The following is a 9,337-nucleotide window of genomic DNA, read 5'->3' on the forward strand; positions in this document are numbered from 1 at the left end:
TTAAATGCAAGGATTTCTTAACTTAAATAAACCTGTTGGATTCACTTCTCACGATTGTGTCGCCAAGGTGCGAAAACTCTTGCGCCTCAAGCGCGTGGGACACGCAGGAACTTTAGATCCGGCTGCGACTGGCGTGTTACCAATTGCGCTGGGCAAGGCGACGCGGCTGTTGCAATATTTGCGGCAGGATAAGGCTTATCGGGGGACGATTCGACTGGGGGTAAAAACGACGACTGATGACTTGGAAGGAGAAATTATCAGCGCCCATCCAGTACCAGGATTAACCTTAGAACAAGTGCAAGCAGCCTTAAAGAAATTTGAGGGCAAAATTCAGCAAGTGCCGCCAAATTATAGTGCCATTCAAGTTGAGGGAAAACGCCTGTACGATAGGGCACGGGCGGGGGAAATTATTGAAGTTCCAGCGCGAGAGGTGGAAGTTTATAAGCTAGAAATATTGGAGTGGAGAGAAGGAGATTTTCCCGAATTAGATGTAGCGATCGCTTGTGGCCCTGGAACTTATATTAGAGCGATCGCTCGCGATTTAGGTTTGGCGTGTGCAACTGGCGGCACCCTTGCCGCCCTGACTCGCACTGAGAGTAGCGGCTTCCAGCTATCAGATAGCCTGACTTTTGAAGAATTGGAAGAACAGCTCAAACAAGGAACGTTTCATCCAATTCTAGCGTCGGCAGCTTTGGGGCATCTCCCAGCTGTCACCTTACAAGCAACAGATGCTAAAGCCTGGTGCCAAGGTCAGCGCATTCCTTTTCGCCCCCTTTCCTTTCCTGCCTTGACGGACGCTGAAGAGGGAAAGTTGCGGCTGAACGATGAAGAGGGTCGTTTTTTGGGCATAGGCTGCTTGCTTGCCTCAGAAACTGGCTATCTGCTGGTTCCTCTGATGGTATTTGAGCCACTTTGAGCCACATTTATCGGAACACCCGTTTTCTCGCGTGGGCGATCGCGGCGATGCCTCTGCCATCCGATTGTCAGGATAATCGTTTTAGAGTTAGAACTGGCAGCATGATAGCCGTGTGCGAACGACTTGGCTGCTTTTGGAGAGAATTTTGGATGCGATCGCTAAAATCAACGTTAATTTGTATTGCAATTACTCTGGGATTTGTTTCGAGCTATATTAACAAATCATCGGCTCAAGATTCCGACTTCGCCACTTTAAGTCGGGAAATTATTACCAGATTGAATGGGAATTGTCGGGGTTCTACGCAAGTTCGCTATCAATCCCAGAAGTTGACCTCACCGAATGGTCTTAATTCAGTTTATCTGAATATGAATATTCGGAGAGTTGGTCAAGCCAACAGTCGGGCAAACAATAACTTGTTGATAAAATGTAATCCCAATACTGCTGATAAAATTCTTGGAGAATTAGTGATTGAAAAGGATGGACTATCAAGTACAACAAGGCTGGGAGATATTCTGGGCTTAAGTAACAATATTCATAACTACGTTATTGCTAATCCAGTCTCTTTTTCCCCGGATGATAGATATTTAGTGTTAAGATTAGATGTTTTTGATGGATTAAATAATTCTTGGGTTAATCATTTAGTTTTAGACACTCTTAATCGCTATAAAATATTGGCTTTTTCTAATTGTGAAGGATTTGAAAGCAATTCCTATTTAGGATTTATTTCATCTTCTGAGATAGTTTTTGCCTGCGAGAATCCTAGCGAACCAGGCCCTATAGAGGTCTTTAATTTCCAAAAAAGGTCGCGACAGAAGGTTTCTACCCGGAAACCTTCAAGGGAATTAGTAAAAATTTTTGACAAAGTTCGTTCTTACGGCTCAGTTTCTTCAGGATTTACCATCGTCAACGAGCAGCAGTTTCCTCCTCAATAGAAGTTAAGCCGTTGGATCTAAAATCTTACTAGAGTTTTTTAGGGCTATAGAGTTTGTATAGCAGACCTAAATAATTCGTGAAGGCGAGATCCCCGACTTCTCTAAGAAGTCGGGGATCTGAAACCCTGGCATCTCAAAACTTAAATATAATTGCGATAAATATGCAACATTTCGCATTTTCAAAAAGTTTCTGTCTGCCCCAAAATTACTGAATCCTTAGCTTGGATTCAAAGATACTGAAACCCAACCCTTCTGCTGGGTTAAGGAACGAAAACTATCTGACTAAACTCCAGTAATCTAATACTCAGAAGAAAGTAATTTAGTCCTAAAGTATATACATTCATCAATATTTGGTTGTAGAAGTAAAAACATGACCCAAGCACAAGTAGCACCTTATGGTTCCTGGAAATCGCCCATCACCTCTGACTTAATTGTTTCTGAAACGATTGGAGTGGGGCAGATTGCCTTTGATGGCGAGGATGTTTACTGGATTGAGGGGCGACCCGCAGAAGCGGGTCGGAGTGTCATTGTGCGACGTACCCCAGATGGGAAAACCATTGATGTCACGCCACCTCCCTTTAACGTCCGCACTCGCGTCAATGAATACGGCGGTGGTGCCTTCTGCGTCGCTGATGGCACCGTTTATTTTTCCAATTTCGCGGATCAGCGCCTTTATCGGCAGACTCCAGGTGCAGAATCGCAACCGCTGACACCAGAAGGAAGCTTCTGCTATGCGGATGGAATAATTGACCGGAAACAGCGGCGGTTGTATGTTGTGCGCGAAGACCACACCACAGGCGATCGCGAACCAATCAATACCTTGGTTAGCATCAACTTGGAAGATGGTGATGATATTCGGGTGTTAGTGCCTGGAAACGACTTTTACTCATCTCCACGCCTCAGTCCTGACGGTTCTCAGCTGGCTTGGTTAACTTGGAATCATCCGAATCTGCCGTGGGATGGAACCGAATTATGGGTTGCACAAATCAAAGCGGATGGTTCCTTGGGTGAAATCCAACGGGTTGCGGGTGGCGTTGATGAGTCTATTTTTCAACCAGAATGGTCGCCGGATGGCATCTTACACTTTGTTAGCGATCGCAGTGGCTGGTGGAATCTCTACAGATGGCAATCCCAGCCATCCCTAAAAAGGGGGGGGAAAGACGTTGAACCCCCCTTGACAGGAAAGGACGGGGGAATTGAACTGCTATGCGAAATGGAGGCTGAATTTGGGCTTCCACAGTGGATTTTTGGGATGTCCACCTATGCTTTTGAATCTGAAGAACGGATTATCTGCACCTACACTCAGCAAGGCATTTGGCATCTGGCGAGTCTCGACACGGAGACAGGAAAGCTGGAGAAAATTGAGACGGACTACACTGAAATTTCGTCCCTCAAAGCATCTGCGGGTCGTGTGGGATTTATTGCTGGTTCGCCGACCAAATTTAGCTCGATTATCCAAATGGATATGGCTACGCAGCAGATAGAAGTGTTACAGCGCTCCAGTAAGTTAGAAATTGACGCCGGGTACTTGTCCGCCCCGCAACCGATTGAATTTCCTACCGAGAACGGATTAACCGCTCACGCCTTCTTCTACCCGCCCCAAAACCGCGACTATAGGGCACCCGATGGTGAGTTGCCGCCCTTGGTCGTCAAAAGCCACGGAGGACCGACAGCAGCCACCTCTAGCCAGCTGAACTTGCGGATTCAATACTGGACAAGTCGCGGATTTGCTTATCTAGATGTCAATTATGGCGGCAGCACCGGCTATGGACGCGCCTACCATCAGCGGCTGGATGGGCAGTGGGGGATTGTGGATGTGGATGATTGCGTGAATGGGGCGCGGTATCTGGCCCAACAAGGCTTGGTGGATGGAAACCGGATGGCGATCGCCGGTGGTAGTGCGGGTGGCTACACGACGCTGTGCGCCCTGACTTTCCGCGATGTCTTCAAGGCCGGTGCGAGTTACTACGGCGTCAGCGACTTAGAGGCGCTGGTCAGAGATACCCACAAATTTGAATCGCGCTATCTGGATCGGCTGATTGGCCCTTACCCACAGCGGCAAGATATTTATCAAGAGCGATCGCCTATTTACTTTACGGAGAATCTCTCTTGTCCGGTCATTTTCTTTCAAGGGCTAGAAGATAAAGTTGTCCCACCCAACCAAGCAGAAATAATGGTAGAGGCCCTACGTGCCAAAGGGTTGCCCGTTGCTTATGTTCCTTTTGAGGGCGAACAACACGGTTTTCGCCGTTCGGAGAATATTAAACGCGCCATTGATGGGGAATTTTACTTTTATTCTCGCGTCTTCCGGTTTGAGCTTGCCGATCCAGTGGAGCCAGTTGCGATCGCTAATCTTGACCCTGAAGCATGACCAACCCTCAGGCTGATTACGATAGCCCTTGGAAGGAAGCCTTGGAGATTTATTTTACCGACTTCATGGCTTTCTTCTTCCCGCAAGCTTATGCTGACATTAACTGGTCGCAGGGCTACGAATTTCTCGACACCGAACTGCAACAAGTCGTCCGCGATGCAGAACTGGGGCGGCGTCGGGTCGATAAACTGGTAAAAGTCTGGCGACAAAACGGCGAAGAAACCTGGGTACTGATTCACATCGAAGTTCAAAGCAAAGTTGATGCTAATTTTGCTGAGCGGATGTATGTCTATAATTACCGGCTTTTTGACCGATATCGACGGCAAGTTGCCAGCTTAGCCGTGTTGGCAGACGAGCAAGCGTCATGGCGTCCGCAGAGTTACGGCTATGAAATTTGGGGCGCAAGAGTTAGTTTGCTATTTCCCACTGTCAAGCTGTTGGACTATGAAGCCCAGTGGCAAAGTTTAGAGCAAAGCACCAATCCTTTTGCCGTCATCATCATGGCTCATCTGAAAGCGCAAACGACGCGCCGCAATCCCGAAGGGCGGTTAGAGTGGAAATTGAGCCTAGTTCGAGGGCTATATGAACGAGGTTACAGCCGAGAAAACATCCTAGAGTTGTTCCGGTTAATTGAATGGATGATGGTGTTACCAGAGGAATTACAGTTTGGGTTTGAAGAAACACTAAGTCGTTACGAGGAGGAAAGAAGAATGCCCTTTATCACGCCAATTGAGCGGAGAGGCATCCGCAAGGGAATCTTACAGAATTCTAGAGAGAATATCATTGAAGTTCTGGAGACGCGGTTTGAAACGGTACCTAGCTCAATTGTCGAGAGCGTCACTAGCATAGAAGATCCAGCTTTGCTAAAACAGCTTCATAGACGGGCAATTACCATCAGCTCGGTGGAAGAATTCCAACAAGCGATCGCCCAGCTTACCTCTCAGGAAGAATCGGAAACAGCTTAAAGTCACAATTTTTAAACGGAGATTAATTCATGACTGAAGAACCCATATTCAACATTAACGAAGAAATGTATGAGACGCTGTTAGAATTTCAGCAGCAAATTGAAGCAGGCGAAGTCGAATCACCAGCGGAAACCACACAAGAACAAGAGAATCTCGACACGGCTAGAGAATCTCTTGAAAATGTTTACTTGGCTGAGAGTGATTCAAAACACCCTCTTGAGTAAAGCCAGTAGTAGGATGCGATCGCGCTTGTGAGGGATGGGAAGAGCGAACCGACAGGTCGGCGCTTCGCTATCGCATCCTTCACTTCTTCATTCGTCTCGTCTGTTGCGTGCGTAAAATCAAGAGCAAATTGTCCTGATGATGCCGTGCAATAAATCTAATTCAGAAGTGCCAAAAATCTAGCAACATGATTTAGTATTTTTTGTTGAAAAATATTTTATTAAGTAGAAAATGCAGAAAAAACAAAAATTTCCCTACTTAGTTGGTTCCAAATGGACAGCCCAGCAAAAAACGTGGGGATGGCGACATTTTCAGGTAGTGAATCGCAAAAACCAAGGTAAGTTTGTTTTTGCAGAAATGGTTGCTTCCTGTGACCCAAATGTGCGTTTCTGGATTAACGCCAAGCTGCTAAAAAATCCCTCCCAGTGGCAAGCAGGCTGGCAATCTTTGCAAGAAATGGAGGAAAAGGAAAATAGCGAATTAAATATTGAAAGTCCAATCATTTCTAATTTTTAATAATTCCTATGACTGCTGTTTCCCTTGAGAACGTCCGCAAACTCTACAACAAAATCCCTGTCGTCAACGACCTCTCCTTTACGATTAAATCTGGAGAGATGTTTGGACTCCTTGGCCCTAACGGTGCAGGGAAATCTACGACAATTCGGATGCTAACCACATTGACAAAACCCAGTGAAGGTCAAATTGAGGTCGCTGGATATGATGTGGTACGACAACCTTTGCAGGTAAAACAAAATATTGGGGTGGTATTGCAACAAATCAGCGTGGATGCCGATTTGACGGTTTGGGAAAATATGGAACTGCATGGGCGGATGCACCATATTCCCCAGCACCAGCGACAGCAGGACATCGATCGATGGCTGGAATACGTGGAACTGGTAGACAGGCGAGATAGCCTGGTAAAAACCCTTTCAGGTGGCATGAAGCGCCGATTGCAGATTGCCAGAGCCTTATTGCATCAACCTTCTATTCTTTTTTTGGATGAGCCAACGGTGGGATTAGACCCGCAAACGCGCCGCCGTCTCTGGGAAATTATCCGAGATTTGAATAAGCAAGGGATGACGATGCTGCTGACGACGCATTACATGGATGAGGTGGAATATTTGTGCGATCGCATTGGTATCATGGATGCCGGTCAATTGATTGAGCTTGGCACCTTGCAACAGCTGCGCTCTAAACACGGCGAAGGGTTGGTGATGAAACAACAAGGAGATCGCTGGGAATACAAATTCTTCCCCAATCTGGAACAAGCCAACGCTTATCTTGACGCTGCACCGGATAAAACTGGTATGATGGTTCGCCCGTCCAATCTAGAAGATATTTTCGTTGAACTCACAGGACGCCAGCTAGACTAACCCATTTAGTCATTCGTCTTTTATTCAGAGTCTCTTCCCCATGACGAATGACGAATGACGAATGACTGACTAATGACGAATGACTAATGATGCCTCGCCTCGCCTCGAAAATTGAAGCCATTCTTTATCTCAAGGGTAAGCCGATCTCGGTTAGCGAAATTGCCGAATATGCTGAATGCGATCGCGATAACGCCGAAGATGCCCTGATTGAACTCATGACTGACTATGCCCACCGGGATAGCGCCCTAGAAGTGGTGGAAACGCCTGAAGGCTTTACCTTACAATTGCGCTCGCCCTTTCAAGGTTTGGTAGAGGCGTTAGTGCCGCTAGACTTAGGCGTGGGAGCCTTAAGGACGCTGGCAGCGATCGCCCTCAAAAGCCCCATTACCCAATCTGAGTTGGTCGATTTGCGCGGTTCGGGAGCTTATCAGCACGTCCAGGAACTTGTCGAACTGGGTTTTATCCGCAAGCGCCGACAAGCCGATGGTCGTTCCTACTGGTTACAGGTTACGGAAAAATTTCATCAATATTTTGAAGTCGAACAACTCCCCCAACTGACTCAGCAGGATGTACCGTAAAACCAGCCATTTGGTGTTTCACAGAGCATATTTTTCAAAAAATCTCTCTATCGGCTTACATTTGATAACCAATAGTATGGAGTAGCCAAACAACACAATCGTTTACAGTAGAAGGAAAGCTACTCAAATCTTTTTATTCCAATGGTGTTTAACCCTGAATTGTTCGACCGCGAGCCTGAAGATGCACAAGTCAATCAGCTCCTCCAATATATTCAGCACCAATCTCCAGAAGTTTTAGCGCGAGTTGCCAAATCTGTCACGCCGGACATTAAGCAAATCGTCTCGCAGAACGTTCAGGGACTGGTGGGAATGCTTCCCTCAGAGAATTTTAATGTTCAAATTACGACTGACAGAGAAAATTTAGCAGGTCTATTGGCATCAGCCATGATGACTGGCTATTTCTTACGCCAGCTTGAACAACGGATGCAGCTGGATGAATCGTTGACTGGTTCTTCCCTGTCTCACAAACCTTCTAACAGCGAAAAATTCGCTGATTAAATTTAGTCAAATTCTCAGCGATATGTCATCTGCGATCGCAATTCTGTCTCTAGCTCAAGAGAGGATATTGTTTCGATGAGAAGTTATCGCCTATTTTTGGCATTTTAGGCGATCGCTTCGGTTAAAGTTGCTCGTTCCATTACCAACTTGCGATCGCATAGTTGGCAACTAGCCAATTGGCTTCCTATTTCAGGGAATTTCCCATCTGAACCTAAAAATAGTCTTAGCCGCCAGCCGCAAAAGCAGCCAATATCAAAATTGACAGTAAAAGACCCGGACTAAGCATCAGCGCTAAGGTTAACAGTTCATTGAATTCCATTTTCTTGCACCACTACTAAAGCTCATCTAATCGATAGCGATCCTAACACGGCAATCGTTTCTTCAGAAGCAATAAGCAGAATGAATTATGATTTCAAAATGTAATGAATTAGCTAGATTAAATATTTGAATTTAATCTAGCTAATTCATTACATTCTCTTCCTGCAATTCCCGAAACCTAACCCGGCTCCCCAAGCCCGGTTGGATTACTTTATGATGAGACGGATTTGACAGGGAACATTTTTACTTAATGCCAGTCCTGAAACACCTTATATTTTAAATCTTATTACAGCCATTTTCTATCAAGCATTTTTGCCTGATTTGCAGTTAAAATTTTCAGTTCATTGAAAAAAATTTCCTATAGTTTTATCAAAATGCCTTTGTTAAAGGTTATTTTGCGTTTAATACGATTGAAAGTTCCCAGAAAATAAATTTTAAAAAATACTTAGTAATCAGCCAATACAGGAAAAGAAAATCTTAGATTTTTTCTAGCATTTATCGTCAAAGCTAATGATTATACTTTCTAAGTAATTTCACCTATACAAATAGGCATAAATTCCCCCAAGTGTAAATACTTTATCTATAAAAATTTGCAAATGTTAAAAATTATTGTTAAATTTCAGGGAACGCCATAGAAGATGATACCCAGCGATGAATAAGTTCTTTTGGATTATTCCGTCACCGCCAACGCTGCAAGCCCAATCTCGTGTTTATGACCTGAAAGCGCGGCTAGACTGGGGTGAACCGGCTTTGACGATTATTGATGTAAGCGATCGCAGCCAATTTAATATTAGCCACATCATGGGAGCCATCCCCATGCCGATGAACGAATTAGTCGATCGCGCCCTCACCAAATTGGAACTCACCCGTGATATTTACATTTACGGTGAAACCGATGAAGAAACCGCAGTTGGTGCTACAAAACTGCGTGCGGCTGGCTATCAACAAGTGTCTGAAATCAGAGGGGGCGTAGCGGCGTGGAAAGCAGTAGGATTTCCAGTTGAGACGATTCTGACTGCTAGCTGTTAATGAATTTTGAACCCGTAATAGCTCAGGACTTACGCAAAGGCGCTAGATATAGCGTACAAGTTACACAAGTTGCATGGGAATAGAAGGATGTTTCAGTTCCTCAATCAAGGAATCAGAAAGCCACTGGTATTTCAC

At 45.4% G+C, this 9,337-nt stretch carries 10 protein-coding genes; all 10 read left to right on the top strand.

Annotation, left to right across the window (positions count from 1 at the left end):
- Positions 1-4 precede the first annotated feature (4 nt).
- The 10 genes from truB to NC994_RS15755 all read left to right on the top strand — a co-directional run bounded on the left by truB (position 5) and on the right by NC994_RS15755 (position 9,202).
- The gene (truB, locus tag NC994_RS15710; protein ID WP_190439326.1) at positions 5-916 is read left to right on the top strand and encodes a tRNA pseudouridine(55) synthase TruB; all 912 of its coding nucleotides are present in this window, start codon (positions 5-7) and stop codon (positions 914-916) included.
- A 365-nt stretch (positions 917-1,281) separates the two neighbouring features.
- Positions 1,282-1,848 carry a hypothetical protein gene (locus NC994_RS15715; RefSeq protein WP_190439330.1) on the top strand — a complete coding sequence of 189 codons (567 nt, stop codon included), beginning with the start codon at positions 1,282-1,284 and terminating at the stop codon, positions 1,846-1,848.
- Between the two features lie 370 nt (positions 1,849-2,218).
- Positions 2,219-4,219, top strand: a complete 2,001-nt coding sequence (locus NC994_RS15720) for a S9 family peptidase (protein WP_190439333.1) — start codon at positions 2,219-2,221, stop codon at positions 4,217-4,219.
- The gene (locus NC994_RS15725) at positions 4,216-5,184 is read left to right on the top strand and encodes a transposase (protein ID WP_190439336.1); all 969 of its coding nucleotides are present in this window, start codon (positions 4,216-4,218) and stop codon (positions 5,182-5,184) included. Before NC994_RS15720 ends, NC994_RS15725 begins: the two co-directional genes overlap by 4 nt.
- Before the next feature lie 29 nt (positions 5,185-5,213).
- Positions 5,214-5,408: a hypothetical protein gene (locus tag NC994_RS15730; protein WP_190430895.1), complete on the top strand. Its 195-nt coding sequence runs from the start codon at positions 5,214-5,216 to the stop codon at positions 5,406-5,408.
- Positions 5,409-5,637: 229 nt separating this feature from the next.
- Complete coding sequence (locus NC994_RS15735) at positions 5,638-5,922, top strand: TIGR02450 family Trp-rich protein (RefSeq protein ID WP_190410579.1); 285 nt, start codon at positions 5,638-5,640, stop codon at positions 5,920-5,922.
- 8 nt (positions 5,923-5,930) lie between these two features.
- Positions 5,931-6,779: an ABC transporter ATP-binding protein gene (locus NC994_RS15740; protein ID WP_190410578.1), complete on the top strand. Its 849-nt coding sequence runs from the start codon at positions 5,931-5,933 to the stop codon at positions 6,777-6,779.
- A gap of 89 nt (positions 6,780-6,868) precedes the next feature.
- On the top strand, positions 6,869-7,357 hold the full coding sequence (scpB, locus tag NC994_RS15745) for an SMC-Scp complex subunit ScpB (protein ID WP_190430900.1): 489 nt from the start codon (positions 6,869-6,871) through the stop codon (positions 7,355-7,357).
- Between the two features lie 141 nt (positions 7,358-7,498).
- Positions 7,499-7,855, top strand: coding sequence for a DUF760 domain-containing protein (locus NC994_RS15750; protein WP_190410577.1), 357 nt, complete (start codon positions 7,499-7,501; stop codon positions 7,853-7,855).
- A gap of 969 nt (positions 7,856-8,824) precedes the next feature.
- Positions 8,825-9,202 carry a rhodanese-like domain-containing protein gene (locus tag NC994_RS15755; RefSeq protein ID WP_190439339.1) on the top strand — a complete coding sequence of 126 codons (378 nt, stop codon included), beginning with the start codon at positions 8,825-8,827 and terminating at the stop codon, positions 9,200-9,202.
- Positions 9,203-9,337 lie beyond the last annotated feature (135 nt).

The organism is Trichocoleus sp. AS-A1 (assembly GCF_039962015.1).
Taxonomy (GTDB): domain Bacteria; phylum Cyanobacteriota; class Cyanobacteriia; order Cyanobacteriales; family FACHB-T130; genus FACHB-T130.

Bases quoted from the DNA above. Each gene is read 5' to 3' on its own strand.
- truB (WP_190439326.1), top strand. From the start codon at position 5: ATGCAAGGATTTCTTAACTTAAATAAACCTGTTGGATTCACTTCTCAC.
- NC994_RS15720 (WP_190439333.1), top strand. From the start codon at position 2,219: ATGACCCAAGCACAAGTAGCACCTTATGGTTCCTGGAAATCGCCCATC.
- NC994_RS15735 (WP_190410579.1), top strand. From the start codon at position 5,638: ATGCAGAAAAAACAAAAATTTCCCTACTTAGTTGGTTCCAAATGGACA.
- NC994_RS15725 (WP_190439336.1), top strand. From the start codon at position 4,216: ATGACCAACCCTCAGGCTGATTACGATAGCCCTTGGAAGGAAGCCTTG.
- NC994_RS15755 (WP_190439339.1), top strand. From the start codon at position 8,825: ATGAATAAGTTCTTTTGGATTATTCCGTCACCGCCAACGCTGCAAGCC.
- NC994_RS15715 (WP_190439330.1), top strand. From the start codon at position 1,282: ATGAATATTCGGAGAGTTGGTCAAGCCAACAGTCGGGCAAACAATAAC.
- NC994_RS15740 (WP_190410578.1), top strand. From the start codon at position 5,931: ATGACTGCTGTTTCCCTTGAGAACGTCCGCAAACTCTACAACAAAATC.
- scpB (WP_190430900.1), top strand. From the start codon at position 6,869: ATGCCTCGCCTCGCCTCGAAAATTGAAGCCATTCTTTATCTCAAGGGT.
- NC994_RS15730 (WP_190430895.1), top strand. From the start codon at position 5,214: ATGACTGAAGAACCCATATTCAACATTAACGAAGAAATGTATGAGACG.
- NC994_RS15750 (WP_190410577.1), top strand. From the start codon at position 7,499: ATGGTGTTTAACCCTGAATTGTTCGACCGCGAGCCTGAAGATGCACAA.